Origin of the sequence: Actinomadura chokoriensis (genome assembly GCF_039529475.1) — a bacterium.
In the GTDB taxonomy this organism is placed as follows: Bacteria; Actinomycetota; Actinomycetes; order Streptosporangiales; family Streptosporangiaceae; genus Spirillospora; species Spirillospora bangladeshensis.
On the sequence record NZ_BAAAMW010000003.1, the window covers coordinates 154,269 to 179,686 of the forward strand.

Consider the following 25,418-nt stretch of genomic DNA (forward strand, 5'->3'; position numbering starts at 1 on the left):
CCTGACCGAGGTGATCAGCGGGGGGTTGCTCGCGACACGATACGCCGCCTTCCCACCGGATTCAGGCGGGCCGGTTCACTTCAGGAGGCGGGACATGCGGCGGTCGGCGAGCGGCTTGCCGCCGGTCTGGCAGGTCGGGCAGTACTGGAGCGCCGAATCGGCGAAGGAGACCTCTCTGATCGTGTCACCGCAGACCGGGCATTTCTGGCCGGCCTTGCCGTGGACGCGGAGGCCGGTCTTCTTCTCGCCCTTCAGGTCCTGGGCTTCGAGTCCGCGCGAGCGTTCGACGGCGTCCCGGAGCGTGGTGACGATCGCCTCGTGCAGGACGGAGACGTCGTCGTCGGTGAGCGTTGCGGCGATCTTGAAGGGGGACGTCTTCGCCGCGTGCAGCACCTCGTCGGAGTAGGCGTTCCCGATGCCGGCGATCACCTTCTGGTCGCGGAGCAGCCCCTTGATCTGGGTGCGCTTGCCGTTGAGGATCGCGGCGAGCGCGCCGGGCGTGAAGGCGTCGCCGAGCGGGTCGGGGCCGAGGGAGGCCACGCCCGGGACGTCCGACGGGTCGCGGACGACGTAGACGGCCAGGCCCTTCTTCGTCCCGGCCTCGGTGAGGTCGAATCCCGAGCCGTCGTCCAGGTGGACGCGCAGGGCGAGCGGGTTCTTGCCGCCGGGCCGGGCGGGCTTCACCGGGATCTCGTCCCGCCAGCGCAGCCAGCCGGCGCGGGCCAGGTGGATCACGAGGTGCAGCCCATCGACGTCCAGGTCGAGGAACTTGCCGTGCCGGGACGCGCCGGTGACGGTCAGCCCGCCGAGCGCCGTCACCGGCGGGTCGTACGTCTTCAGCGCGGAGATGGCGAGAACATCGACGCGGGCGATGACGTGACCCACCACGCGCTCCCGCAGGAACCCCGCCAGCGCCTCCACCTCAGGTAGCTCAGGCATGCCCTCAGTATCGGCGAACCGGCGGGGTGGTTGTCCACAGGGCTGTGGACGCCTGTGGACAACCCTGGGGAATCCCTGTGACCGGGATCTCGAAATAACCCCTAGGGGGTACGGGTTGTCAGGGTCGTAGCGTTATGGCAGCATGAGGAGCGGAAGATACCCCCCAGGGGTACTAACGAGAAGGAGACGCCGATGAGCACCGCCACCTACACCGTCACCGGGATGACCTGCGGCCACTGCGTCAGCTCGGTCACCGAGGAGGTCGAGCAGATCCCCGGCGTGACCGCCGTGGACGTCGACCTCAAGACCGGCAACGTCACCGTCACCAGCGAGGCCCCCCTCGACGACGCGCAGGTCAAGGGCGCCGTCGAAGAGGCCGGATACCAGCTGCAGTCATGACCGGGGCGCCCCTGCGGGGGCGCACCCTGACGCGCATCGAGTGGAGTGAATCGGCATGAACAGCGCGACCAAGGTGAGCGCGTACGTCCTGGGCCTCGCCGTCGTCTTCGGCGGCGCGGCCGGGATCGGCAAGGCGGCCGGCCCCGTCGGCGGCACCGCGGAGATGGCCTCCCATGAGGGCGGCGCCGAGGGCCACGGCGGCGGGCACGGCGGCGGCGGAGCCGCGTCGCACGCCCCGGGCGGGCTCCAGGTGTCCGAGGACGGCTACACGCTGACCCCGCGCACCACGACCGTGACCCCCGGCGAGAAGACCGACTTCCGGTTCACCATCAACGGCCCGGACGGCAAGCCCGTCACCGGCTTCACGCCGCTGCACGGCAAGCGCCTGCACCTGATCGTCGCGCAGCGCGACCTGTCCGGCTTCCAGCACCTGCACCCGACGGAGATCGGGGGCGGCGTCTGGACCGTGCCGATCGAGCTGCCGAAGCCCGGCGTGTACCGGTTCTTCACCGACGTCCAGCCGGTGGGCGCGGCGCGCCAGCTGACCCTGGGCATCGACGTCTTCGCTCCGGGCGACCTGCGGCGCACCCCGCTGCCGAAGCCCGAGCAGGTCGCGAAGGTGGACGGGTACGAGGTCAGGCTCACCGGCGGCCTCACTCCCGGCAAGTCCACCGAACTCACCCTAACGGTGAGCAAGGACGGCAAGCCGGTCACCGACCTGCAGCCGTACCTGGAGGCGTACGGGCACCTGGTCGCGCTGCGCCAGGGCGATCTCGCCTACCTCCACGTCCACCCGGACGGGGAGCCGGGCGACGGCAAGACGGAGCCGGGCCCCGGCATCACGTTCTTCGCCGAAGCGCCCAGCACCGGCGCATACCGTCTGTACCTGGACTTCAAGCACGACGGCAAGGTCCGGACGGCCGAGTTCACCGTGCACGCCGGCGACGCCGGGGTGCCCGCGGACGAGCCGGCGCACGACGACCAGCCCCACACGCACTGAGCACCCGCACGATCGAGGCAGAGGAGGAGCGATGAGCACGGACACCGAGTCCGGGCGTATCGAGCTGGCGATCGGCGGGATGACGTGCGCGTCGTGCGCCAACCGCATCGAGCGGAAGCTCAACAAGATGGACGGCGTGACCGCGACGGTCAACTACGCCACCGAGAAGGCCAGCGTCGAGTTCTCGCCGGGCGTGTCCCCGGAGGAGCTGGTCGCCACGGTCGAGCAGGCCGGCTACAGCGCCGAGCTGCCCGCCGCGCCCACCTCGGACGCGGCGGCGGAGGCCGAGCCGGACGACGGACTGCGGCCGCTGCGCCAGCGGCTGGTCACCTCGATCGTGCTGTCGGTCCCGGTCATCGCGATGGCGATGATCCCGGCGATCCAGTTCGAGGGCTGGCAGTGGCTGTCGCTGACGCTGGCCGCGCCGGTCGTCGTCTACGCGGGCTGGCCGTTCCACCGGGCCGCGGCGATCAACCTGCGGCACGGCGCGGCGACCATGGACACCCTGGTCTCGCTCGGCACGATCGCCGCGTTCGGCTGGTCGCTGTGGGCGCTGTTCTTCGGCACCGCGGGCGAGCTCGGCATCAAGCACGGCTTCGAGTTCTCGATGACCCGCTCGGACGGGTCGATGAACATCTACCTCGAGGCCGCGGCCGGCGTGACCATGTTCATCCTGGCCGGACGCTACTTCGAGAAGCGGTCCAAGCGCCGCGCCGGGGCCGCCCTGCGCGCCCTGCTCGAACTGGGCGCCAAGGAGGTCTCGGTCGTCCGGGACGGGCGCGAGGAGCGCATCCCGGTCGACCAGCTCGCGGCAGGCGACGTGTTCATCGTCCGCCCCGGCGAGAAGATCGCCACGGACGGGACGGTCGAGGAGGGCTCGTCCGCCGTGGACGCGTCCATGCTGACGGGCGAGTCGGTCCCGGTCGAGGTCGGGCCGGGCGACGCCGTGGTCGGCGCGACCGTGAACGCGGGCGGGCGCCTGCTGGTGCGGGCGACCCGCGTCGGCTCCGACACCCAGCTCGCCCAGATGGCGCGGCTGGTGGAGGAGGCGCAGACCGGCAAGGCGCAGGTGCAGCGGCTCGCCGACCGCATCTCCGGGATCTTCGTCCCGATCGTGATCGCGCTCGCGGTCGGCACGCTCGGGTTCTGGATCGGCACCGGCGAGCCCCTCGCCGGCGCGTTCACCGCCGCGGTCGCCGTGCTGATCATCGCCTGCCCGTGCGCCCTCGGCCTGGCCACCCCGACCGCCCTCATGGTCGGGACGGGACGCGGCGCGCAGCTCGGCATCCTGATCAAGGGCCCCGAGGTGCTGGAGTCGACCCGCGCGATCGACACGGTCGTCCTGGACAAGACGGGCACCGTCACCACCGGCCGCATGGCCCTGGTCGACGTCATCACCGCCGACGGCGTCACCGAGGCCGAGGTCCTGCGGCTGGCCGGGGCGCTGGAGAACGCGTCCGAGCACCCCATCGCGCAGGCGATCGCCAAGGGCGCGGTCGAGCGGGGCGGCGAGCTGGGCACGGTCGAGGACTTCGCGAACATCGAGGGCCTCGGCGTCCAGGGAATGGTGGACGGCCACGGCGTCCTCGCGGGACGTCCGCAGCTGCTCGCCGAGTGGTCGCAGCACCTCACGCCCGACCTGGAGCGCGCCATGGAGAAGGCGCAGTCGCTCGGCCACACGGCCGTCGCGGTCGGCTGGGACGGCGCGGCCCGCGCGGTGATCACCGTCGCGGACCAGGTCAAGCCGACCTCCCGCGAAGCGATCGACCAGCTCAAGGCCCTGGGCCTGCATCCGGTCCTGCTCACCGGGGACAACGCGACGGTGGCCCGCACGGTCGCCGACACGGTCGGCATCGAGGAGGTCATCGCCGACGTCCTGCCGCAGGACAAGGTGGACGTCGTCAAGCGCCTGCAGTCCGAGGGCCGGACCGTGGCGATGGTCGGCGACGGCGTCAACGACGCCGCCGCGCTCGCCCAGGCCGACCTGGGCCTCGCGATGGGCACCGGGACGGACGTGGCGATCGAGGCGTCCGACCTGACCCTGGTCCGGGGCGACCTGCGGGCGGCGGCGGACGCGATCCGCCTCTCCCGCCGGACGCTGGGCACGATCAAGGGCAACCTGTTCTGGGCGTTCGCCTACAACGTGGCGGCCCTGCCGCTCGCGGCGACCGGCCTGCTCACCCCGATGATCGCCGGCGGCGCGATGGCGTTCTCCTCGGTCTTCGTGGTCAGCAACAGCCTCCGGCTGCGCCGGTTCAAGCCGCTGACGGCCGCCTCGGACACCACCGTCGAGGCGACCTCCTGACCCCGCCCGTGAGCGCGCGGTTCCCACCCGGGGGCCGCGCGCTCACGCATGCGGGCACCATCTCGCCACGCCTGTTTCACGGGAAACGACCGCGCCGAGGTGCCGCAGCGGCCCGACGCGGAGCGCGGGCGCGCGGCATCCTCCGAGGGCGATCGCGTCAGGGGCGCAGGACGGCCAGCAGCGGTGCGAGGGCCGGGTCGCCGGCGGCGTCGTCGAGGGCCGCGGTGAGGGTCTCGGCGTAGGTGGGGGCGGCGTTCCGCTGGACGGCACGCCCCTCGTCGGTGATGACGGTGTAGACGCCGCGGCGGTCCTTGGGGCACATGTCGCGGCGGGTGAGCCCGGCGGCCTCCAGCCGGGCGGCCAGGCGGCTGACGGAGCTCTGGTTGAGGCCGATGAGGTCGGCCAGCTCCTGCATGCGCAGCTCGCCGTCGGCCGCGCGGGACAGGCGGCACAGCGCCCGGTACTCCGAGAGGCCGATGCCGTGGCGGCTCTGCAGCGCCTTGGCGAGCCGGGCCTCGACGCGCCCGTGCAGGGTCACGACGCCGTCCCAGAGCAGACCGTCAGCCGTGACCGGCGCCTTCTCGTCCACGCTCATGCCTTACCCGCTTCCTGGTTGACACCAGCGTACATGCACTGCCAATATCTGCATGTACATACAACTCATGCATGTACATGCAATTAGGAGCAGTGCATGATCGAGCGCATCGCCACCACCCCCGACTGGTACGAGCCGTACCGGATCTCCCAGGCCGTCCGGGCCGGCGGGTTCATCCACGTGTCCGGGCAGGCCGGCATCGACGAGCACGGGCGGACGGTGCCCGGCGGCTTCCTCGACCAGGGGCGCCAGGCGTTCCGGAACGTCCAGCGCGTGCTGGCGGCGGCGGGCGCCGACCTGGCCGACGTCGTGAAGATCGGCATCTTCGTCCGGGACATGGCGGCCGACCTCGACGACGTCATCCGGCTCCGCGAGGAGTTCCTCAGCGAGCCCTACCCGGCCGACACGCTCCTTGAGGTGTCCTCGCTCGCCCAGCCCGACTGGCGCATCGAGGTCGAGGCCACCGCGGTCGACACCACCACCGTCGCGAGGTGACCGCGATGACCGGCACGCTGCTGACCCCCTACGAGGGCCGCCACCTGACGCTGCCCAACCGGATCGTCATGGCGCCGATGACGCGCGGCCGCGCCGACGACGCGACCGGCGTCCCGCATCCGCTGACCGGCACCTACTACGCGCAGCGCGCGACGGCCGGTCTGATCGTCACCGAGGGGCTCTGGCCGGACGTCCTCGGCAAGGGCGGCCCCGGCGTCCCGGGCCTGGTCACGGACGCGCAGGTCGCCGGGTGGCGCGAGGTCACCGGAGCCGTCCACGCCGCCGGCGGGACGATCTTCGCCCAGCTCTGGCACGTGGGACGGATGACGCACCCGCTCATCCTGCCGGGCGGCGCGACACCCCTCGCCCCCTCGGCCGTCCGGATCGAGGACGAGCCCATCTACACGCGCGAAGGCGACGTCGAGCACGTGACGCCGCGCGCCATGACGACCGCCGAGGCGGAGGCGGCCGTCGCCGGTTTCGCCGCGGCGGCCCGCAACGCGATCCGGGCCGGGTTCGACGGCGTGGAGGTGCACGGCGCGAACGGCTACCTCATCCAGCAGTTCCTCGCCGAGAACACCAACCGGCGCACCGACCGGTTCGGCGGCTCCCGCGCCGGGCGGCTGCGGTTCGCGCTGGACGTCGTGGAGGCCGTCGCCGCCGAGGTCGGCCCCGCACGGGTCGGGCTGCGCATCTCCCCGCACAACCCGGAGAACGAGATCGCCGAGGAGGACCCGCAGGGCACCTACCGCGCGCTCGTCGACGCCCTTGATCCCCTCGGCCTCGCCTACCTCCACGTCATCGAGCGGGGCGCCTACGGGGCGCTCGCCGACCTGCGCCCGCGCTGGTCGGGGACTCTGATCGGGAACTTCAACGGGCCTGAGCCGACGACGCGGCGGGCCGGGGAGCAGGTCGTCGCGGTCGGGCTGGCCGACCTGTTCTCCTTCGGGCGGCTGTTCATCTCCAACCCCGACCTGCCGGCCCGCTTCGCCGCGGACGCGCCGCTCAACCCGCACATCCCCGAACTGATCTACGGCGGAGGCGGCGAGGGCTACGTCGACTACCCGGCCCTCGCCGCCGCCGGTGTCTAGAGCGGGACGTTCCAGAAGGCGAGTTCGTGGTGCATGCCCTCCAGGAAGAAGCGCTCGGCCGTTTCCGTGTCGGCGCCGGACTCGTCGATCATCTGGGCGATGCGGCGGGTCAGGTCGGCGAAGCCGGGGTCGGCGTAGGTGTCGACCCAGCGGCGGTAGCGCGGTTCCGACGGCGGGTTCTCGGCGAGACGTTGCCCGAGCGTGGAGTAGCCCCACATGCAGGGGTACAGGGCGGCGAGGCCCTCGTCGTAGACGGCGGCGCTCTCCAGCAGGAACGAGGTGTAGGCGACGCAGGCGGGCCCCTTCTCGGCGCCGTCCAGGTCGGCGTTGAACTCGGCGGAGAGGGAGCGGTGCAGCTCCATCTCGTCGTGGAACGTCGAGTAGGCGAGGTCCACGAGGTCGCCCAGGTGGCCGTCGGGGGCCTGCCACGCGAGGCGGGAGAAGACGCGCACGTAGTCGTGCAGGTAGAGGTAGTCCTGTTCGAGCCAGGAGCGGAATACGGCCTCGTCAAGGTTCCCTTGGGCGATGCCCGCCACGGTGGGGTGCTTGAGCTGCTCCTCCACCAGGGGACGGCCGAGTTCTTCCAGATGTGCGGCGAGACTCATGGCGGCCAGTCTGCCCCAGACCCGGCCTGACCTGGACATCACCCGCATATGACCAGACCCCGCCGGATCGTGCGACCCGGCGGGGTCCTGGTCGTGCGGCCGGTGTGCGGGTCGCCTCTCGGCGAAAGGCACAATACGGCTCCAGCCGGACGGTATTCCGTAAAGGCAAAAGGTGAGGCCCGGGGACACCAGGCACACCGGCTGTCATGTGTAACCGACGGGCCCCCGGGATTGTTCCCGGGGCCCCGAGAAGGTCCCGGTGCGCCGGATCGTGTGCCATCCCAGGCGTGACCCCAGCAGCGCCGTGACCACCGACTGGACGACCACCAGGTACATGAGCTGCCGGTAGACGAACTGCTGCAGCGGCAGTGCCCACAGCGGACGGATGGGCTCCCCGTCCAGCCACAGGGCGTAGGCACCGGCGGCGGCCTGCGCGGCGACGAACGCCGTCCAGGTGAGGACGGGCACGGCCGGGTCCAGGAAGAGCAGGCCGAACAGGGCGAAGAGGTCCACGGCCGGTGCGAACAGCGGGAGGAGCACCTGGAAGACCATCAGGTAGGGCAGGCAGCGGCGTCCGAAGCGTCCTGAGCCGCCGGTCTCGATGATGGAGCGGCGGTGCTTCCACATCGCCTGCATCGTCCCGTAGCACCAGCGGTAGCGCTGCCTCCACAACTGCCTCAGGGACGACGGCGTCTCCGTCCAGGCGATGGCCTTCTCCTCGTAGACGACGCGCGCCCCGGTGCGGCAGATCGCCATGGTGAGGTCGGTGTCCTCGGCCAGGGTGTCGCCTGGCACGCACCCCACTTCGGCCAGGACCGACCTCCGGAACGCGCCGATCGCGCCGGGCACGGTCGGCATGCACTGGAGGACGTCGAACATCCGCCGGTCGAGGTTGAACCCGATGACGTACTCGATGTGCTGCCAGCGGCCGAGGATGCCGCCCCGGTTGGCGACCTTGGTGTTGCCGCTGACCGCGCCGATCGACGGGTCCGTGAACGGGGCGACGAGGTGCCGGATGGTGTCGCGCTGGAAGACGGTGTCGCCGTCCACGAGCACGAGGATCTCGGACCGGGCCACGAACAGGCCGGCGTTGAGCGCGCTGGGCTTGCCGCCGTTCGGCTTCCGGATCAGGTGGACGCCCGGTAGGCCGATGCCGTCGACGATCGCGGACGTGCTGTCGGTGGAGCCGTCGTCCACCACGATGACCTCGACCGTGCCCGGATAGTCGGTGTCGAGGAGCGACCCGATCGTCGCCGCGATGCCCGCCCTCGTTGTAGGCGGGGACGATCACCGACACGGGCGGGAACGGATCCGGCGGCAGCTCCCCGACTCTCGTCATCTCCGGCATCACGGGCGGACCCGGCCGGCGGACGCGGCGCATGTGGACGTGCGCGAACACCAGCAGCAGCATCAGCCGCAGCACGTACAGGATCCCGGCGGCGGCGAACAGGGCGCCCATCGTCCCGGTGAGGGCGGACGCGGCGCGCTGGGCGGCGACGAGCGTCCAGCCGACGGCCTTCTCGCGGGCCGGCACCGGGACCTCCGCGGCGGGCATGCCGAGCGCCTGCGTGAGCGTGGTGAACCGGTACCCGCGCGGCTGGAGCCGGTCGATGATCTGCTCGACGGCCGCGACGGTCTCGGCCCGGTCGCCGCCGGAGTCGTGCAGCATCACGACCGCGCCCTCGCCGCGCCGCTCCGCCTCCAGCGCCGTCCGGACGATCGCGTCGGTGCCGGGACGGGCCCAGTCCTCGGTGTCGCGGTCGGTGAGGACGACGATGTACCCGTCCCCGCCCGCCCGCTTCGCCGCGCGCCACTCCGGCTCGGTGAGGCCGTCCGGACGGGACGAGTACGGCATCCGCATCAGCCGGGCGTGGACGCCCGCCGCGCCCGCCAGTGCCCGCTGCGTGAGGTCCATCTCCAGGCGTCCCCGCCAGGCGGGCGCGGTGGCCAGGTCGACGTGCGTGTACGTGTGCGACCCGATCTCGTTGCCCTCGTCGAGGATGCGGCGGGTCAGCGCGGGGTTCTCGGCCACGTGCGCGCCGATGGTGAAGAACGTGGCGTGGGCGCCGCGGCGGCGCAGGACGTCCAGGATCCGCGGCGTCCACTCGGGGTCGGGGCCGTCGTCGAACGTCAGCGCGATCGTCTTCGGCGGCATGCGGCGGCTGCGCGGGGTGCCGTCCGCGAGGTTGAGCACGGGCCCGCCGGAGCGGACCTGGGCCGGTGCCGGGACCGGATGCTCGGGGACGTCCCTGGGCGCCTCGCCGACGGCGCCGTGCGCGAAGCCGTCGAGCAGGAGGAGCACGGTCAGCGCCAGCCCGCCGAGCATGAGCAGAACCCAGTGGCCCCGCGGCTCACTCCGTCGCACGGTCAGCGGGGCTTCTTGTTGCCGCGACCCCATGCGGGCGGTTCCGCCTGGGACTTGCCCGGATGGGTCGAGGTCACGGCCGTCGGCGAGGGCCTCCCCGCGGAGGGCGCGGAGGACGACCTGGGCGCCGTCGACGGAGCGGGCGTCCCGGCGGGTCCGGAGGAGCCGGGCCTGGCGGCGGACGGCGGCTCAGCCGTCCTGGACGGCGTGCCCCGGGGCGGGGTCACCTTCACGTGCGGACGGGCGGACGGCTCGCTCCACGGCGTCAGCGGGACGGTCGTCCCCGTCGTCATGCCGAGGCCCAGCGCGCCCAGGAACACGACGAGGAGCGCGCCGGCGAGCAGGCCCAGCCGCCGGCCGAGCCGGGCGCGCCACCCCGACGCGTCGACGAAGACCGGAGCCGCCTCCGTCAACGGTCTCGTATCGGTGGCCGGATCCGGCGGGGACTCCACCGGCGGCCTCACCAGCGGCTCCGCGGCCGGCGGGATGCCGGTGACGAGAAGTTCGTCCCGGTCATACGGGGAGTTGCCGATCATGTTCGTCCAGTATTCGGTGCGGGGAGGCGACGCCCCCGGCGACACGGGCGTCAATCGTTCAGCGCCAACCCACGAGTACGTGTCACACCACGGGGAGAATTTCTGCACAATGGCGCGATGGACGAGGACGAACTCGGTCGTGCGCTGCGGGCGGCGCAGGACGGCGACGAGGAGTCCTTCCGCGTGCTCTACCGCGATGTCCAGCCCCGGCTGATCCGGTTCGCGGGCGCGCTCGTCGGCGCGGACGCCGAGGACGTGACCTCGGAGGCGTGGCTGCAGATCGCCCGCGACCTGCGCTCGTTCCGCGGCGACCTCGACGGCTTCCGCGGCTGGACCGCCACGATCACCCGGCACCGCGCCCTGGACCACCTGCGCCGCAAGTCCCGCCGTCCCGGCTCCGACCTGCCCGCCGAGGAGCTGGTCGCGCTGCCCGCCGCCGGTGACACCGAGCTGGACGCCCTGGACGGCATCGCCACCGAGGGGGCGCTGCGGCTGATCTCCGAGCTGCCCCGCGACCAGGCCGAGGCGGTGCTGCTGCGCGTCGTCGTGGGGCTGGACGCCAAGTCGGCCGGGAAGGTGCTCGGCAAGCGCGCCGGCGCCGTCCGCACCGCCGCGTACCGTGGCCTGCGCCGCCTCGCCGAACGGCTGCCCGAGGGCGCGGCCGAGGGCGCGAGCGGGGCGGGCGCCGCCCGGGCGGCGGATCCGGGCGGGGCCCGGCCGCTCGTCAAGGGTGACAAAAGCGGCGGTACCGGCGCTGAGGGGGTGTCATGAGCGACCACACCGAGGCCGGACGGCTCGACCAGCGCACCGCCGAGCAGCTGCTCGGCGGTGAGGGCGGGCACGCGTCCCTGCACTCCCTGCTGTCGGCCGCCGCCGCGCCGGGCCGCCCGGAGGAACTCACCGGCGAGGACGCCGCCGTCGCCGCGTTCCTGGCGGCCCCCGCCCCCGCGCGCACGTCCCGGCTGGCCGTGCTGCGCCGGTTCATGACCGCCAAGGTCATCGCACTGATCGGCGGGACGATCCTGCTGACCGGCGGCGTCGCGTACGCGACCGGGCACTTCCCCGGCCAGGACCCGGCGCCCGCGCCGTCCCCCGGCCACCACCGGCAGGGCGGGGACGGCCACGACAACACCCCGGCGACGCAGTACTCGCCGTCGCCGCTGCACACGCCGCCGAGGCCCTCGCCGTCCTCGTCCGCCTCCTCGGCGGAGGAGCAGCAGCAGAACGGGAAGACCACCGCTCCGGGGCAGCAGAAGAACAGCCCGAACCCGCACAGCACGGTCGCGCCGCCGCGCGGGCCCGGCAGCAACAACGGCACTCCCCCGACCGCCAACCCCCGCAAGACGCCGACCCGCGGCCCCGGCGGCACGACGAAGCAGGGCTCACCGGCCGGCGAGAACGCGGGGCGCGGCGCCGAGAACGGCCTCACCCGGCAGCCGGCCCCCGCCCCGGTGCCGTAGTCAGAGGCAGCCTTCGAACTGGGGGACCTCCACGTCCGACAGGTCGAGGCCGGACGCGCCGAACCATTTGCGCATGAGCTTCGCCATCGTCCCGTCCTGGTACATCCGGGTGATGGCGCGGTTGATCGCCTCGCAGCCGCCGGGGTCGCCGCTGCGGATCGCGATGCCGGTGCGGCGCTCGCCGAACCGGGAGTTCAGCAGCCGGAACCCGTCGCCCTGCCGGGTCTTCAGCCCGGCCAGGATGGTGTCGTTCGTGGTGATCGCGTCGATCCGGCCGTCCCGGAGCATGGTCATGCAGTCGCCGTAGGAGCGGGCCGCGACCGGCACGGCGGGCACCTGCCGCTCCACGGTCACCGCCTCCGCCGCGCCCGACCCGGTGACGGCGCAGATCCGGCGCCCGGCGAGGTCGCGCACCCCGCGGACGCGCTTCTCGCCGTCCCGGACGAGGATGTCCTGGTACGACAGCATGTACGGACCGGCGAACGCGAGCCGCTGCTTCCACTCGGGTTCCAGCCAGAACGTCAGGACCATGTCGACGTCGCCGTCGCGGAGCAGGCGTTCGCGGTCGCGCGCCAGCGCCGGGGCGAACCGGACCTTCTTCCCCATCCGGTCGGCCAGGTAGCGGGACACGTCCACGTCGAGGCCCTCGAACGTCCCGTCGGCGCGCTTGAAGCCGATGCCCGGCAGGTCCGGCCGGACGCCCGCGACCAGCGTGTCCTCGGCCAGGATGGACGTCCCGTCGCCGCCGCCGGCGCACCCGCTCATCGCGGCGCACGCCACCACCAGCCCGGCCGCGACCCGTCGCCGCATCCCGCATCCCCCGATCCCCGGCCCTGGTCCCAGCGAGCAGGACGCACCCGGCACCAACGTCGCAGCCGACGATCAAGCCCTCCACCCCCCTGACCGCATCCGGCCTGCCCCCGTCATGCCGCCGGCGGCCGGCCGAGTGCGTTGACCTGCGGCGTGTTGTTGTTATGAGCGCGTCGAAAACAACAACACGCCGCAGGTCAACGACGCGGTGGTTCGGTGGACGTCCGCGGGTCGGTGCGGGCGGTGATGAGGGCGGCGAGGGCGGCGGCGAAGCGGTCGGGGTCGATGTCGGCCGGCGGGCGGCCGAAAAAGCCTCGGGACAGTTCGTAGCCGGTCAGCGCGGACACGACCACGGCGAGCAGGGCGTGCGGGTCATCGCGTCCCGGGCCGGCCGGCAGGTCGCGGGTGAGGTGCTCGGCCTCCTCGGCGATGCCCTGGTCGACGAGGAGGCTGCGGACCCGGCGGGTGAGGTCGGGGAACCGGCCGTGCTCCCGGGCCAGCAGGTTCATCAGCGGCCTGACCTGCGTGAGGTACTCCAGTTGCTGGACGAGCCGGCGCGTCAGCGCTTCGCGGGGGTCGGCGACCGGCCCGCGCTCGAACTCCTCGCGCCGCCGCTGCGCCCGCGCCAGCTCCCGCTCGAAGACCTCCCGGAAGACCTCCTCCTTCGAGCGGAAATGCCGGTAGAAGCTGCCGCTGCCGGGGGAGAGCCCGGCGAGTTCCTCGATGTCGGTGACGGTCGTGCCGCCGAAGCCCTGCTGCTGGATGAGCTCCAGGGCGGCGTCCAGAATGCGCTCGCGCGTGGGGGATGCCACGGATGCAAGATAGTTCTTGCGGATGCAAGAAGGTTCTTGCACACTGCTGGGCAAGAGCCCCCGGAAAGGCCCCCGCCATGGCAGCGAAGCGCGTTTCGTCCGCCCGTTCCCTCCGAATCGCCGTCGCCGCGGCAATGGCCGCCGCGGGCGCGGCGGCCGTCACCGCGGCCCCCGCACACGCCGACGTCGTCGTCTCCCCGAAACAGCAGGACTGGGTGTTCCGCGACGACGCGGGCCGGGAGATCACCCTCCGCGGTTTCAACGTCTCGGGAAGCACGAAGCTCTACGAGAACGAGCTCCTGCCGTTCCGCAGCACGGCCGACGCCGCGAAATCGGCGCAGGCGATGCGCGACCTGACCGGGGCCAACGCGATCCGTTTCCTGATCAGCTGGGAGGGCGTCCAGCCCGCGCCGGATCGGATCGACTACGCCTATCTCGATCGCGCGATCGCGCAGATCAGGGCGTTCACCGACCGCGGATTCCACGTCCTGCTCGATTACCACCAGGACCTTTACTCCTCGCACCTGTTCAACTCCGGCAGTTGGTACACCGGCGACGGCGCGCCCACGTGGGTGATCGACGCGGGCGGCTATCCGAAGGAGTCGTGCGGCATCTGCATCATGTGGGGCCAGAACATGCAGACGAACACCGCCGTACGGAAGGCCGCCTACGACTTCTGGCGCAACCGCGTGCTGTCCACCTCGGCCGGCCAGGTGGGCGTCCAGGACGCCTATCTCACCCAGGCCAAGGCGACGATGGCGTACCTCAAGCAGAAACTCCCCCAGCCCGCCTTCCAGAACATCGTCGGCCTCGACCCGTTCAACGAGCCGTTCGACGGCGGCCTCGACGGCAAGAGCGGCGTGGACTGGGAGAAGACCTACCTCATGCCCTTCTACCAGCGCATACGCACGGCCATGGACCAGGCCGGCTGGACGTCCAAACCCACCTTCGCCGAGCCGCTCGTCTTCTGGAACACCGGCTTCTTCGAGCAGGGCGGAATGACGACGGTCGGGCGGCTCGGCACCCGGATGGTGTTCAACACCCACTATTACGACGGCGCCCGGATGACGCTGGACCCGTCCGCCGCGTCCGACGGAACCTACGACTCGGCGATGAACGAGATCCGCCGGCGCGCCGCCGACCTGGGGACCGCGCCGCTCGTGTCCGAGTTCGGCAACAAGATGACGGACAACCGCACGCCGTGGATGATCCGCGCCATGTACCAGGCCATGGACTACGGCGTCCCGGGCAAGAACTGGTGGAGCTCCCCCGCATCCGGCGGCGCGGTTCTGTCGTCCCTCCAATGGCAGTGGGACATCTACAGCGGCCGCCACCACGAGCTGATGAACGGCAACCCCGACAAGGTGCAGACGGACGGTGATGGCTGGAACGACGAGGACCATTCCGTCGTGGCGACCGACGACGCGGGCAATGTCACGCTCCGCCTCGATCAGCGCGTCCTCGACCGCCTCTACCCGTCCGCCGTGAACGGCGACACCTTGGCCTTCGCCTTCGAAGACCTGGCGCGCTCGGGCTTTGGCGGCGCCGGAACACAAAAGGCGTGGCTGACCGTCCCGTCCTCAATGCCGGACGTCGCCGCACTCGTACAGAACCGCCAGTACGGCGTCCTCGTCTGGCGTTCGTCGGGCACGTCCACCCCGACCGAACTGCACCTGCCGAGCGCATTCTCCCCGTCCGGCACCGCGGTTGTCAGCGACCTGGCCACCGTCAACGGCGTTCCGGCGTCCGGCCCGATCGCCGCCGCCGCGGAAACCGGCTCCTCAACCGCCAAGAAGCTGCGCATGACCGCGCAGGACAACGCCGTCCACTTCGCCTTGGTGGTGAACACCGGAACCGGCACCCCGCCCACCGACGCCCAACTGAACGCCGCCCGTACGGCCCTCGCCACCTGGCTGACCGACGAATTCCCCGCCGCTAGCTGATGGGGCGGAGGGTGTCGGCGTCGGTGAGGGAGCGGTAGTAGCAGGTCGGGCGGGCTTCGCCGGAGGCGTCCTTGGTGTGGCAGGCGCCGCCCGTCGTGCGGTTGACCAGGTAGAGGAGGGAGTTCTGCTCGCAGTTGACGCGGACGTCGACCAGCTCCAGGACGTCCCCGGACGTCGCGCCCTTGCGCCACAGCTCGTTGCGGGACGTCGACCACAGCACGGCGATCTTCTCGTCCAGCGTGGCCTTGAGCGCCTGGTCGTTGGCGTAGCCGATGAACAGGACGTCGCCGCTGGTCGCGTCCTGCAGGACGACGGGCACGACCCGCGCGCCGGTCGCCGCGACGCCGGCGAGCTTGTCGAAGTCGAGGGTGAGCCGGGTGCCTTCTTCGAGTTCGTTCACCCCGCCATCCTGCCCGCTGCGACCGCCCCGCGTCGTCCCACGACACTCGCACGACACTCGCACGGCCGCCGACTCACCGGCTGTCGGCGCGTTTCCGGAGAATCGCCGCGGTCGTTTCGTCGGCGGGCAGGAACGCCTCAAGGCGCAGCTCGGAGAGCGTGACATCGACGGCGGTCGCGAACGACGTCAGCGTGGTGATGAGGCGCAGTTCGCCCTCCGGCACCCGCAACCGGAGCGGCACGGCGAAGCCGAGATGGTCGGCCGGCGGCCCGGGGGCGGGCAGGTAGCCGTCCAGTTCTTCGATGAACTCCGCCAGCCCGGGGCCGGGGGCGCGGACGGCCTGGTCGCGCAGGCTGCCGGTGATGTGGCGGCCCCATTCGGCGAGGTTTCCGACCCTGCGGGCCATCCCGTCCGGGTGCAGGGCGAGGCGCAGCACGTTCACCGGCGGCTCCAGCAGGGCGGGCGCGGCGCCCTCGGAGAGGACGGCGAACGCCGGGTTGGCCGCGACCAGTTCCCCGTACGGGCGGACGACGACGGCCGGATACGGCATATGCCCGTCGAGGATGCGTTCCAGCGCCTCGCGCACGGGCCCGAGTTCGGGGGCGTCCAGGCTCGATTCGGCGTAGACCGGTGCGTATCCGGCGGCGAGCAGCAGTTCGTTGCGGTCCCGTAGCGGCAGGTCCAGGGACTCGGCGAGCCGGACGACCATGGCGCGTCCCGGACGTGAGCGCCCCTGTTCGAGGAAGCTCAGGTGACGCTGGGTCGTGTCGGCCCTGATGGCCAGGTCGAGTTGGCTGAAGCGGCGGCGCGTCCGCCATCGTCGCAGCTCACCGGCGAACCGGTCGGAGTCGGCCAGCACCGTCATGGTCCCCATTCAAACCGTCGCCGTGCTGCGGCGCGATTCCCTGCGGGGAATCGCACGGTCGTCCTCCGAGTCCGCACACTGCTCGGCATGACCGATCTGAAGCACGTAGTCGACCGTTATGTCGCCCAGTGGAATGAGCCGGACCCGGAGGCGCGGCGCGCGCTCATCGGCGCGTTGTGGGCGCCCGACGCGCTGCACGTGCTCGTCGTCCCGCCGCAGGAGATCCGGGACGCCGCCGCGTCGCTCGCCGTCCCCGCGCCGCCGCTGGAGGTGCGCGGCCTCGACGCCTTGAACGCCCGGGTGGCCAGGGCCTACGAGATGTTCGTCGCGCCGGGCGAGCACGTGTTCGAGGTCGCCGCCGAGCCGGCCGTCCTGCTGCCGGACGTGGTCGCCGTCCGCTGGTCGATGGTGGCGACGAGCACGCGGGCGGCCGTCGGCGGGGGTGTGGACGTCCTCGCCCTGGACGCCGACGGCCGCATCCGCACCGACCACCAGTTCATCGGGTGATCCGCTGCGCGGGCGCCGCTCGTCCGGCTGATCAGTAGCGGATGGGCCAGAGAAGCGGCCCGACCACGTGCCAGTCGCCGTCGTGCCCCGGGTATTGGTGGTGCAGGTGGGAGACGTACCAGAACACCAGGTCCTGCCCGTCGATGCTCTCGTTGTTGATATGCGAGAAGATGTCGGCTGATCGGGGCGAGCCCAAGCGGCCTTTCAGGTCTTCTTCCCCGTGGTAGGCGACGACGTACATGTCGGCGGGCTCGAACGCGTCGCATGGAGCGTCGTTCGGACCGCGGTTGATGAGGTAACCGCGCTGGGTCTGCTTATCGATGACCGCCCAGGAATTCGCGGAGATCGTGACCTGCCAGGTCTCCTTGGGGAGCGGCATCCAGCCGGGCCCGTATCCCCAGTTTCCACCGGTGTTCATGTGCGCGAGCGCCAGATCGCCGGCGGGGCCCTCGATGTCGAAGTCGAATCTGTAGTAGACGTGGTGCTGGTGGGTGGCCGGGTGCTGCAGGCCCGCGCTGTGGAGTTGCGGCAGGATGAGTCCGTCGCTGCGGAAGAACCATCGGTTGATGAGGTGGTACCTGCCGATGACGTGGTAGCTCTCCACGACCAGATGGCGGAAGCCGGACTGGACATGTTCGTACGTCTTGACCGGGCCCCGCATATTCCAGGTGCTCAACTGGTCCTTGTACGGGCCGTTGTTGGATTCGTAGTGGACGCGGATCATCGGCAGGCTGGCCTTGTGCAGCACCTTCATCCCGCGGAAGAACACGTCCCTGAAGGCGATGGCCTCGCTGTCGCCGTCGATGGCCTCCCAGCGGAAGCGCCAGACCGGCGCTTCGGGAGGCCAGTTCACCTGGGCGGAGGAGCTCACGGGGCCACCTCCTGCGCGATGAGGCCGGCCTCGGCGATCTCCTGGGCGCTCAGGTCGACGATGGCGAAGGCCGTGGGCACGTAGCGGTCCGCCGGGCCGAAGCGCAGGTCGACGAGCCGGTGTCCGTGGCGCGGGCTGCCGGCGTCCTCGTCCTCGACGATGAGACCCACGCCGGTGGAGACGTCGATTCCCGCCGCGGCCAGCCGGCCGTCGTCGCGGACGATCTCCACGGCCTGCTTCTGTTCGGATTCGGTCAGCGCCGGCTGGTAGCTCTTCTCCGCCACCTCGATCACCGCCCGGCGCATCGGATCGATCGTGACTTCGACGACGACGTCGTCCGTATAGTTATAGATTCCCACGAGGGGCAGTTCGGTTTCGCGGTCCATTGAGCGCGTTCCCACGTCCAGAACCTGGTGGCGCTTGCCCTCCAGTTTCCGGGTGACCCTGTCGGATTCGAGAGCGAGATCGACCGCCTTCTGCCGGATGTCAGTGGTGAACCATGACTCCAGCGGCTCCACTTCGACGGCTTTCGTCTCCGCCGGGGCCAGGTATTCGCTGAAGTCGGGTACATCGCTATAGGGCGGGTCGATGACGGGCCCGAGATTCGGTATCTGGGCGCTGAGCAGACCGGGCGGCGGAAGCGCTCCCGGTGGCTGTTGATATTGACGGCTCATGTTTTCCTTATTAGGCCGGATCTGTCCGGAACGCTTCATCCCCTTTCGTGGTCGCGCCCAGTCTCATCGACGGGCAAAGAGAGCGAAACGGCTTGCCCGCGCAATGGTGGAGGCCCGCGCGCTCGGGCCCGCGCGCTCAGGCCCGCGCGCTCGGGCTCGGTCAGGCGGCCAGGATGGACTGGATGGTGGCGATCACCACTCCGGCCGTCTCCTCGGGCTTGAGGCGGTCGGCGTGGTTCTCCTCCGCCGCGCCGTGCAGGACGTAATGGACGACGTTGACCAGCCACGTGAGCGGCATGTCGGTGCGGAAGACGCCTTCGTCCTGGCCCCGGCGGATGAGGTCTTCGACGCGTTGCGCGGGCCCGGCGTGGAGTTCGCGGATGCGTCCGGCCGGGAGAGTTCCCTGGGCCGCCGCCAGGATCGCCGTCGACTCGGCCACGAGTGACCAACTGGATTCGAGCAACCGGGTCAGCGCCTCGTGCGCGGGCCCGGTCAGGTCGACGTCCGACAGCACCTCTTCACCGGCGCGGACGGCGTCGGCCATGGCCGCATCGACCAGTTCCCTCCGGTTCCGGAAGTGGCCGTAGAGGGTCATGCGTCCGACGCCGGCCGCCTTGGCGATGTCGTCGATGCTCGCGCTCGGGTCGCGGCTCAGGCATTCGCGGGCCGCGGACACGATGCGGGCGATGCTGCGCTCGGCGTCCGCGCGCCGACGCCGGGCGGGGCTGGCTGGAGGCATGTCCGCATCTTAACTCGTACGGGGATGTACGTGTTACTCTCCAAGAATTCGTACGGTGCAGTACGAGTTAAGGAGATGATCGTGATGACAGACCGTCCGTCGCCGGCGCACCCGCTGCGGTGGCGCATCCTGGGGTTCCTCGGCGTGGCCCAGCTGATGCTGATCCTCGACGTCACCGTCGTGGCCATCGCCCTGCCGCACATCGAGACCGACCTGGACCTGAGCCGCCAGGCCGTGACCTGGACGATCAGCGCCTACACCCTCACCTTCGGCGGGCTGATGCTGCTCGGCGGCCGGCTCGCCGACCTCATCGGCGCCAAGCGCGTCGTCCTCGCCGGGCTGCTGGTCTTCACGGCCGCGTCCCTGGTGACCGGCCTCGCCGACGACGGCGGCCTCCTGCTCGGCGGCCGCGTCGCGCAGGGGCTCGGCGCGGCGCTGCTCTCGCCGTCCGCCCTGTCGCTCGTGGTCAGCCTGTTCGACGGCGACGAGCGCAACAAGGCGCTCGGCGTCTGGTCGGCGCTGGGCGGTGGCGGCGCCGCGCTCGGCGTCCTCGTGGGCGGGGCGCTGACCGCCGGACCCGGCTGGCCGTGGGTGTTCTACGTGAACGTCCCCATCGGCCTGGTGATCATCGCCGTCCTCGCCCGGATGCTGCCGCACCAGACCGTCGCCGCGCCCCGGCCCCGGTTGGACGTCCTCGGCGCGCTGCTGGTCACGGCCTCGTCCGGCGCCCTGATCTACGCGTTCATCCGCGCGGGGGACGACGGCTGGCTCACGTCCGCGACCGGCTGGCTGATCCTGCTCGCCGCGATCGGCTACACGGCGTTCGTGGTCCGCCAGCGGACCGCCCGCTCGCCGATGATGGACGTCTCGCTGCTGGTCAGGCGTCCGGTGGCGACGGGCACCTTCCTGATCCTGATGGCGACCGCCCTGATGATCGCGGTGTTCTTCCTGGGCACGTTCTACTTCCAGCACGCGAAGGACTACGGCGCCCTGCGCACCGGCCTGCTGTTCCTCCCGGTGGCGCTCGCAACGATGGCCGGCGCCAACCTCACCGGCCGGACGATCGCGAAGGCCGGAGCACGCCCGCTCGCCGTCGCCGGCCTCCTCACCGCCGCCGTCGGCATGGCCCTGCCCGCCCTCGTCCTGAACCCGGTGACCGCCGTGATCGGCACGGCGATCGCCGGTGCCGGGACGGGCGCGATGTTCGTCGTCGCCTCGGCGACCGCGCTGGGCCAGGTGGCACCGCACGAATCGGGCATCGCGTCCGGAATCGTGAGCACGTTCCACGAGTTCGGCGCGTCCATCGGAGCCGCGGTGATCTCCAGCGTCGCCGCCGCGAGCGTCACCGGCGACACCCTCGACGGCTTCACCGACGGCTTCGTCCTGGCCGCGATCACCGCGACCGTCGCCGCCGCCGCGTCCGCCGCCCTGACCCCACCCCGCCCCCGCAAGCCCCTGCACGCCCCCAACTAGCCCACCCCTCGTTGACCTGCGGCGTGTTGTTGTTTTCAACGCCCTCATAACAACAACACGCCGCAGGTCAACGCACCCGGTGAACGTGCCGCGCCCCAGACGACGGCTGGGGCTCTTCATAGGACACCGCGACATCCGCGGCTACTCTCACTGGGCCGTGATCGAACGGGCAAATCCAGCGGGGCTTTCCATCTCGTACGCTGGGCGACCATGGCGATCTTCCTCCTTGGCGCCCCCACACCTCCACCCAAAGGGTGGGTCAAAGGGCTCTCCACCAATCCTGCCGCCCCCGATGACGTTGTTCTGCGGCTGTTGTCCATCGGCGCCATCTCCTTCTACACCAGGAAGGAATGGAGCGGGAAAGTCAGCGAGGCGGCGTTACATCATGCCGACCCGGTGGTCCGGCGCAACTTCGCGGCTTACGGCGGGGAACAGCGGTTCCAGCTGGTCAGGGACCCGGATATGACGGTTCGCCAGTCACTCGTGGGCTGCTGGATATACGGGAGACGACTGCCGGAGGAGGTCTTGGAGATCCTCGCGGACGACCCGGACGATCACGTCCGATATGAGGTCGTCTTCCACGCGAACGTGCCGCGGCAGAGCCTGATCAAGCTCCTGTCAGATCCCATGGACGATATCCGGGATGAGGCTCGAGAACGCCTGGCGAAAGCGCTTGGGGGGCCGCCCGGCGGCTGGGTGCCGATGAGCGATGAGGAAGCCGATGTACTGGTCACATCCGAGGACGCCGCAGAGCGAGAACGCGCGGCCCAGAATCCGCTGCTTCCCGCCGGCGCGGTGCGGAAGTTGGCGCGCGATCCCGAGCCCGGGGTGCGGCTTGCGGCGTCGTCCCATCCAGCGCTCACGGAGGACGAACGCGCAGCGATCGACATAGAGATCGACCCGGCGATCAGGCACCGTCTGCCCGCGTGGACGCTGTTGCTCCCGCTCGATCCCGCCGAGTCGCGCCGCCATGCGACGTCCGCGCACGTGTTGATCCGGCGCGGGCTGGCCAGACGCAAGGACCTGCCGGAGGACGTGAAAGCGCGGCTCGCCGCCGACGAGGACTTCGCGGTGCGTCTGCTCTTCGCCGAGAACAACGACGACGCGCCCGTCGAACTGCTCTTGGAGATCTGGCGCGAGTGGGAAGGGCTGTCGCAATGGGACATCAGGGCCCGCATCCCGCACGAAGGGCTGCGTCGGTTCGCCGACGATCCGCACCCCCGGATGCGGGCGCTGGCCTTGGACGATCCGCAGACACCGGCGGAACTCGTCGACAAGCTGAGCCGCGACGAAGAGCCGTGGGTGCGGTGGTGCGCCCTGCACGATGCTCGGCTCACACCCGAACGGGTCGTCGAGCTACTGGAAGACGACAACCCGAATCTGCACCGAGACGCGGCGGCCGACCCCAGGCTGCCGCTGCCGCTTCTGCTGGAGGCGTTGGAGGAGACACGGCTGGCAGCTGCGGCCGCGCGTAATCCATCACTTCCCGCGCGCGTCATGCACGAGCTGCTGGACCGGGCGGGTGTAGCCGGTCGGCCCGACAGCTGAACCAACCCCACACCGTGCGTCCGACCACGACGGCAGGGGTTCAGCACTGATGCACGGCGACTGATGCGAGCCTACGGCGTGAGGGTGGTGGCCTTGTTCAGTAGGTAGCGTTGCTCCACCTCGTTGGCGGTCAGGTCGGCTGCCTGGCGGTAGAGGGCGGCTGCGCGTGCGGTTTCGCCGGTCATCTGGAGCAGGTGGGCGCGGACGGCGTGTTCGCGCTGCCGGGTGAGCGGGTGCCGGTCCAGGTGGTGGCGCTGGTCGAGGTCGTCCAAGAGGGCCAGGCCGCGGGACGGCCCGTGCGCGTGGGCCACGGCCACCACGCGGCTGAGCTGGACCGGCGCGGTGGGGGTGAGCCGTTCGAGCCACAGGTACAGCACGGCGATCTGGGCCCAGTCGGTCTGGTCGGGTGAGGCGGCCGCCGCATGGACGGCGGCGATCGCGGCCTGGAGTTGGTAGGGGCCCGTTTCGGCGCGGTTCCAGACGGCGTCGATGAGAGCGGTGCCCTCGTCGATCAGGTCGCGGTCCCAGCGGGTGCGGTCCTGCTCGTCCAGAGGGACGAGGTCGCCGCCGTCGGTGCGGGCGGTGCGCCTGGACTCGGTGAGCAGCATCAGCGCCAGCAGCCCGGTCACCTCGGCGTCGTCGGGGAGCGTGGCGTGGAGCATGCGGGTCAGCCGGATGGCCTCGCCGGTCAGGTCCACGCGGGCGAGCCGGTCGCCGGCGGTGGCGGTGTAGCCCTCGTTGAAGATCAGGTAGAGGACGCGCATCACGGCGGCCATGCGGCCGTCGCGGTCGGCGTCCGCGGGTGGTGTGAAGCGGGCTCCGGCGCGGGCGAGCCGCTGTTTGGCGCGGCTGATGCGGGCGCCCATGGTGGGCTCGGTCGTGCCGTAGGCGTGGGCGATCTCTGCGGTGGTCAGTCCGCCGACCGCGCGCAGCGTGAGCGCCACCTGGGACGTGGGCTCCAGCGCGGGGTGGCAGCACAGGTGCAGCAAGGTCAGGCTGTCGTCGGTCTCAGGTGCGGGGTCTGCCCGGCGGCCGGGTGCCTGCATGGCCAGTTCGGCCGCTCCGGCCTCCTGCTCGCGGCGGTGGCGCGCCTGGTCGGAGCGGAGCAGGTCGACCATGCGCCGGTATCCGACGCGGATGAGCCAGCTGCGCGGATTGTCCGGGACGCCTTCGGACGGCCAGGTCCGGCTGGCGGCCAGCAGGGCCTCCTGCACCGCGTCCTCGGCGATGTCGAAGCGGCCGAAGCGCCGGACCAGCGCGCCGAGCACCTGCGGCGCCTCGGTGCGCAGCAGGTGCTCGCATTCCTGGTTCACGCCGCGAAGTCCTCGCCCATGATCAGGCGGATCTCGATCGGTTCGCCGAGCGCCTCGACGATGCGCGCGGCGATCTCGACGGCGCGCTCCCTCCCGGCCACGTCGATCACGGCGAAGCTGGCCAGGACCTCCTTGAGCTCGGCGAACGGGCCGTCGGTGGCGACCACCTCGCCGCCGTCGCGCTGGACGGTGGTGCTGACGGCCGGGTGCCCCAGGCCCTCGCTGGTGACGAACTCGCCGGAGGCGACCAGCTCCTGCTCCAGCTTCTGGTAGGTCGCGAACGCGGCCAGCGCCTCCTCGGACGGGACGTCGGCGGTGGCGGCGTCCCACTCGGCGGCCGGGGTGTAGCTGAGCAGCAGGTACTTCATGGTGCATCCCTCGATTGGTTCGGGCAGGCCACGTTACGGGCGTCTCACGCCTCGCGCCGCAGGGAGATCGCGAGGACGGTCGTCCAGGTGAAGGCGACCACGCCGTTCACGGCGATCTGGATGCTCATGTGGTCGGGCGACATCGGCACCAGCAGCACCAGCGCGGCGGCGGCGCTCAGGACGGCGGGCGCGGCCGCCCGGCGGCGGACGCAGCGGACGGTCATCACGACGGCCGCGATGGCCAGCGCGGTGAAGGCCGCGGCGGCGGCCGCCGAGTGCGCGATGCCGTGCCAGGACATCTGCGCGACCGGCCCCTCGGGGGTTCCGGCCGGGAAGCCCTTCTCGGGGTCCATGGTGAAGATCCCGGCCGCGACCAGCCCGGCACCGAAGACGCCCACCAGGATCGGCAGTGCGCGGCGTCCGGTCCCTTCGGTGAGCGTGCGCTTGATGCCGGCGGCCAGCGCCAGCGCGCCCGCCCCCGCGAGGACGAAGGTGAGGATCTGGATCCATCCCAGGTCGCCGGTGGAGAGCTGGCTGATGGGGTGCCGGGTGATGTCGAAGCCCTCCCGGGTGAGCATCTGCGCGATCGCCGAGGTGAAGAAGAGCGGCCCGGCGAGTGCTCCGGCCAGCAGGAGGCGTCCGGACGTCCGAGCGGTCCGGCGGACGGGAACGGCGGTGGCGGTGGCTGCGGTCATGGCGTCCTCCCATGTCGGTGGGTTCTCGCTCGCTACCTCGGACCCGGATCGGACTTCTTGACGCCGCATGCCTGTGATTCAGGTCACAGCGATCGCACGTCAAAGCCCGGCCGGGGGCTCCGAGGTATCGGCGAGCAACCCCACAGAGGAGGACGACATGTTCGAGACCCAGCAGCCCAGCCCCGAACTGAAGGCCCTGGACCGTCTGGTCGGCACCTGGCAGGTCGCCGGCGGCGCGGAGGGGACCGTCCGCTACGAGTGGATGCCGGGCCGGTTCTTCCTGGTCCAGCACGTCGAGCTGACCCAGTTCGGCGAGCCCGTCACCGGCATGGAGATCATCGGCAACCTGCGTCCGTTCGGCGAGCCGACCGGGGCGGACGTGGTGTCGCGCTACTACGACTCGGCGGGCAACACCTTCGACTACGTCTACGAACTGGAGGGCGACACACTGACCATCTGGGCCGGTGCCAAGGGCGGCCCTGCCTACTACAAGGGCACTTTCAGCGCCGACGACACCACGCTCACCGGCGAGTGGGTCTACCCCGGTGGCGGCGGGTACGCCTCCACCTCGACCCGTATCTGATCGAGGGCTGGTCTCCGCCCTGGAAAG

The 25,418-nt window shown here is 71.3% G+C and carries 27 protein-coding genes and 1 pseudogene; 12 read left to right on the forward strand and 16 right to left on the reverse strand.

Features of this window, described 5'->3' with window-relative positions; genetic code table 11:
• Positions 1-75 precede the first annotated feature (75 nt).
• Positions 76-939, reverse strand: a complete 864-nt coding sequence (locus ABFX46_RS08685) for an Fpg/Nei family DNA glycosylase (protein WP_346040834.1) — start codon at positions 937-939, stop codon at positions 76-78.
• A 192-nt stretch (positions 940-1,131) separates the two neighbouring features.
• Between ABFX46_RS08685 and ABFX46_RS08690 the strand changes: the two genes are divergently transcribed.
• The 3 genes from ABFX46_RS08690 to ABFX46_RS08700 are packed head-to-tail and all read left to right on the forward strand — an operon-like array spanning position 1,132 to position 4,643.
• On the forward strand, positions 1,132-1,338 hold the full coding sequence (locus ABFX46_RS08690; RefSeq protein ID WP_346040835.1) for a heavy-metal-associated domain-containing protein: 207 nt from the start codon (positions 1,132-1,134) through the stop codon (positions 1,336-1,338).
• A gap of 55 nt (positions 1,339-1,393) precedes the next feature.
• Complete coding sequence (locus ABFX46_RS08695; protein ID WP_346040836.1) at positions 1,394-2,338, forward strand: hypothetical protein; 945 nt, start codon at positions 1,394-1,396, stop codon at positions 2,336-2,338.
• 31 nt (positions 2,339-2,369) lie between these two features.
• Positions 2,370-4,643, forward strand: a complete 2,274-nt coding sequence (locus ABFX46_RS08700; protein WP_346040837.1) for a heavy metal translocating P-type ATPase — start codon at positions 2,370-2,372, stop codon at positions 4,641-4,643.
• A 157-nt stretch (positions 4,644-4,800) separates the two neighbouring features.
• On the opposite strand, the gene ABFX46_RS08705 is transcribed toward ABFX46_RS08700, so the two are convergent.
• Positions 4,801-5,238 (reverse strand): MarR family winged helix-turn-helix transcriptional regulator, encoded by a 438-nt coding sequence (locus ABFX46_RS08705; RefSeq protein WP_346040838.1) that lies wholly within the window; start codon positions 5,236-5,238, stop codon positions 4,801-4,803.
• 96 nt (positions 5,239-5,334) lie between these two features.
• Here ABFX46_RS08705 and ABFX46_RS08710 point away from each other — a divergent pair, with 96 nt between their 5' ends.
• Together ABFX46_RS08710 and ABFX46_RS08715 are read left to right on the forward strand one after the other, a co-directional pair.
• Positions 5,335-5,733, forward strand: coding sequence for a RidA family protein (locus tag ABFX46_RS08710; protein ID WP_346040839.1), 399 nt, complete (start codon positions 5,335-5,337; stop codon positions 5,731-5,733).
• A 5-nt stretch (positions 5,734-5,738) separates the two neighbouring features.
• Positions 5,739-6,824 carry an alkene reductase gene (locus ABFX46_RS08715; protein ID WP_346041414.1) on the forward strand — a complete coding sequence of 362 codons (1,086 nt, stop codon included), beginning with the start codon at positions 5,739-5,741 and terminating at the stop codon, positions 6,822-6,824.
• Here ABFX46_RS08715 and ABFX46_RS08720 read toward each other — a convergent pair.
• The 4 genes and pseudogenes from ABFX46_RS08720 to ABFX46_RS08735 all read right to left on the reverse strand — a co-directional run bounded on the left by ABFX46_RS08720 (position 6,821) and on the right by ABFX46_RS08735 (position 10,330).
• Complete coding sequence (locus ABFX46_RS08720) at positions 6,821-7,429, reverse strand: TenA family protein (protein WP_346040840.1); 609 nt, start codon at positions 7,427-7,429, stop codon at positions 6,821-6,823. The genes ABFX46_RS08715 and ABFX46_RS08720 overlap by 4 nt on opposite strands.
• 204 nt (positions 7,430-7,633) lie before the next feature.
• Positions 7,634-8,629, reverse strand: coding sequence for a glycosyltransferase family 2 protein (locus ABFX46_RS08725; protein ID WP_428831227.1), 996 nt, complete (start codon positions 8,627-8,629; stop codon positions 7,634-7,636).
• Positions 8,630-9,314: 685 nt separating this feature from the next.
• Positions 9,315-9,827, reverse strand: a pseudogene (locus tag ABFX46_RS08730) (polysaccharide deacetylase family protein); the annotation flags it as partial.
• A complete protein-coding gene (locus tag ABFX46_RS08735) occupies positions 9,797-10,330 on the reverse strand; it encodes an RAD23 family protein (RefSeq protein WP_346040841.1) in 534 nt (177 codons plus the stop codon). The pseudogene ABFX46_RS08730 and the gene ABFX46_RS08735, both read right to left, overlap by 31 nt.
• Positions 10,331-10,447: 117 nt before the next feature.
• Between ABFX46_RS08735 and ABFX46_RS08740 the strand changes: the two genes are divergently transcribed.
• Together ABFX46_RS08740 and ABFX46_RS08745 are read left to right on the forward strand one after the other, a co-directional pair.
• Positions 10,448-11,101 carry an RNA polymerase sigma factor gene (locus ABFX46_RS08740; protein WP_346040842.1) on the forward strand — a complete coding sequence of 218 codons (654 nt, stop codon included), beginning with the start codon at positions 10,448-10,450 and terminating at the stop codon, positions 11,099-11,101.
• A complete protein-coding gene (locus ABFX46_RS08745) occupies positions 11,098-11,790 on the forward strand; it encodes a hypothetical protein (RefSeq protein WP_346040843.1) in 693 nt (230 codons plus the stop codon). The genes ABFX46_RS08740 and ABFX46_RS08745 overlap by 4 nt, the downstream gene beginning before the upstream one ends.
• Here ABFX46_RS08745 and ABFX46_RS08750 read toward each other — a convergent pair whose 3' ends face one another.
• Positions 11,791-12,600 carry a transporter substrate-binding domain-containing protein gene (locus tag ABFX46_RS08750; protein WP_346040844.1) on the reverse strand — a complete coding sequence of 270 codons (810 nt, stop codon included), beginning with the start codon at positions 12,598-12,600 and terminating at the stop codon, positions 11,791-11,793.
• 197 nt (positions 12,601-12,797) lie between these two features.
• Positions 12,798-13,412 (reverse strand): TetR/AcrR family transcriptional regulator, encoded by a 615-nt coding sequence (locus ABFX46_RS08755; protein ID WP_346040845.1) that lies wholly within the window; start codon positions 13,410-13,412, stop codon positions 12,798-12,800.
• A gap of 77 nt (positions 13,413-13,489) precedes the next feature.
• Here ABFX46_RS08755 and ABFX46_RS08760 point away from each other — a divergent pair, with 77 nt between their 5' ends.
• Complete coding sequence (locus ABFX46_RS08760) at positions 13,490-15,355, forward strand: cellulase family glycosylhydrolase (protein WP_346040846.1); 1,866 nt, start codon at positions 13,490-13,492, stop codon at positions 15,353-15,355.
• Here ABFX46_RS08760 and ABFX46_RS08765 read toward each other — a convergent pair.
• Positions 15,348-15,755, reverse strand: a complete 408-nt coding sequence (locus ABFX46_RS08765; protein ID WP_346040847.1) for a phosphoribosyl-AMP cyclohydrolase — start codon at positions 15,753-15,755, stop codon at positions 15,348-15,350. The two genes, ABFX46_RS08760 and ABFX46_RS08765, sit on opposite strands and share 8 nt — an antisense overlap.
• 73 nt (positions 15,756-15,828) lie before the next feature.
• On the reverse strand, positions 15,829-16,620 hold the full coding sequence (locus ABFX46_RS08770; protein ID WP_346040848.1) for a helix-turn-helix domain-containing protein: 792 nt from the start codon (positions 16,618-16,620) through the stop codon (positions 15,829-15,831).
• An 87-nt stretch (positions 16,621-16,707) separates the two neighbouring features.
• Here ABFX46_RS08770 and ABFX46_RS08775 point away from each other — a divergent pair, with 87 nt between their 5' ends.
• Positions 16,708-17,127: a hypothetical protein gene (locus ABFX46_RS08775; protein ID WP_346040849.1), complete on the forward strand. Its 420-nt coding sequence runs from the start codon at positions 16,708-16,710 to the stop codon at positions 17,125-17,127.
• Positions 17,128-17,158: 31 nt separating this feature from the next.
• Here ABFX46_RS08775 and ABFX46_RS08780 read toward each other — a convergent pair whose 3' ends face one another.
• The 3 genes from ABFX46_RS08780 to ABFX46_RS08790 all read right to left on the reverse strand — a co-directional run bounded on the left by ABFX46_RS08780 (position 17,159) and on the right by ABFX46_RS08790 (position 19,411).
• Positions 17,159-17,998: a hypothetical protein gene (locus tag ABFX46_RS08780; protein WP_346040850.1), complete on the reverse strand. Its 840-nt coding sequence runs from the start codon at positions 17,996-17,998 to the stop codon at positions 17,159-17,161.
• Positions 17,995-18,672 carry a hypothetical protein gene (locus ABFX46_RS08785; RefSeq protein ID WP_346040851.1) on the reverse strand — a complete coding sequence of 226 codons (678 nt, stop codon included), beginning with the start codon at positions 18,670-18,672 and terminating at the stop codon, positions 17,995-17,997. Before ABFX46_RS08785 ends, ABFX46_RS08780 begins: the two co-directional genes overlap by 4 nt.
• Positions 18,673-18,832: 160 nt before the next feature.
• Positions 18,833-19,411: a TetR/AcrR family transcriptional regulator gene (locus tag ABFX46_RS08790; RefSeq protein WP_346040852.1), complete on the reverse strand. Its 579-nt coding sequence runs from the start codon at positions 19,409-19,411 to the stop codon at positions 18,833-18,835.
• 84 nt (positions 19,412-19,495) lie between these two features.
• Here ABFX46_RS08790 and ABFX46_RS08795 point away from each other — a divergent pair, with 84 nt between their 5' ends.
• Together ABFX46_RS08795 and ABFX46_RS08800 are read left to right on the forward strand one after the other, a co-directional pair.
• Positions 19,496-20,884: an MFS transporter gene (locus ABFX46_RS08795; RefSeq protein WP_346041418.1), complete on the forward strand. Its 1,389-nt coding sequence runs from the start codon at positions 19,496-19,498 to the stop codon at positions 20,882-20,884.
• A 210-nt stretch (positions 20,885-21,094) separates the two neighbouring features.
• Positions 21,095-22,432: a hypothetical protein gene (locus tag ABFX46_RS08800; RefSeq protein WP_346040853.1), complete on the forward strand. Its 1,338-nt coding sequence runs from the start codon at positions 21,095-21,097 to the stop codon at positions 22,430-22,432.
• Between the two features lie 71 nt (positions 22,433-22,503).
• Here ABFX46_RS08800 and ABFX46_RS08805 read toward each other — a convergent pair whose 3' ends face one another.
• The 3 genes from ABFX46_RS08805 to ABFX46_RS08815 are packed head-to-tail and all read right to left on the reverse strand — an operon-like array spanning position 22,504 to position 24,808.
• Positions 22,504-23,745 (reverse strand): RNA polymerase sigma factor, encoded by a 1,242-nt coding sequence (locus ABFX46_RS08805; protein ID WP_346040854.1) that lies wholly within the window; start codon positions 23,743-23,745, stop codon positions 22,504-22,506.
• Positions 23,742-24,113, reverse strand: coding sequence for a YciI family protein (locus tag ABFX46_RS08810; RefSeq protein ID WP_346040855.1), 372 nt, complete (start codon positions 24,111-24,113; stop codon positions 23,742-23,744). The genes ABFX46_RS08805 and ABFX46_RS08810 overlap by 4 nt, the downstream gene beginning before the upstream one ends.
• Before the next feature lie 44 nt (positions 24,114-24,157).
• The gene (locus ABFX46_RS08815) at positions 24,158-24,808 is read right to left on the reverse strand and encodes a DUF998 domain-containing protein (RefSeq protein ID WP_346040856.1); all 651 of its coding nucleotides are present in this window, start codon (positions 24,806-24,808) and stop codon (positions 24,158-24,160) included.
• Between the two features lie 157 nt (positions 24,809-24,965).
• Here ABFX46_RS08815 and ABFX46_RS08820 point away from each other — a divergent pair, with 157 nt between their 5' ends.
• On the forward strand, positions 24,966-25,391 hold the full coding sequence (locus ABFX46_RS08820) for a hypothetical protein (protein WP_346040857.1): 426 nt from the start codon (positions 24,966-24,968) through the stop codon (positions 25,389-25,391).
• Positions 25,392-25,418 lie beyond the last annotated feature (27 nt).